General features: G+C 30.4%; 1 protein-coding gene. It reads right to left on the bottom strand.

The features are described 5' to 3' along the window. The coding region (locus HMPREF3247_RS14995; RefSeq protein ID WP_257245483.1) for a tandem-type lipoprotein at positions 1–329 on the bottom strand (329 nt) is incomplete at both ends.

Below are 329 nucleotides of genomic sequence, written 5' to 3'. Positions count from 1 at the left end.
CATCTTTGTACTTCGACAAATCTTTAAAGTTGCCGTATTGCGCGAAGAACTTAAAGTTTTCAATTTCTTTTTTTATTTTTTCATCTTTAATTTCTTTAGTTGGAATGATTTTATTATCGACCATTTTAACGAGATATTCTTTATCTTTACTCTTAGGTCTACCATCTTCATCATGAAGTGTTTCACTCACTATATACTTCCCGGTTGTAGTCTTAGTGTTTCTATTCATATATAGAACCATACCTTTTGATTTCATACGTTCCCCTTTAGGTTGAACAACCATTTCAGAATTAATAATCCATGTGCCTTTATCATTTTTATCAAACTGA

The sequence above is a fragment of the Staphylococcus sp. HMSC36A10 genome, assembly GCF_001838845.1.
In the GTDB taxonomy this organism is placed as follows: domain Bacteria; phylum Bacillota; class Bacilli; order Staphylococcales; family Staphylococcaceae; genus Staphylococcus; species Staphylococcus aureus.
Note: the sequence above shows the minus strand (reverse complement) of the source record. Positions and strands in the feature narration are given on the sequence as shown.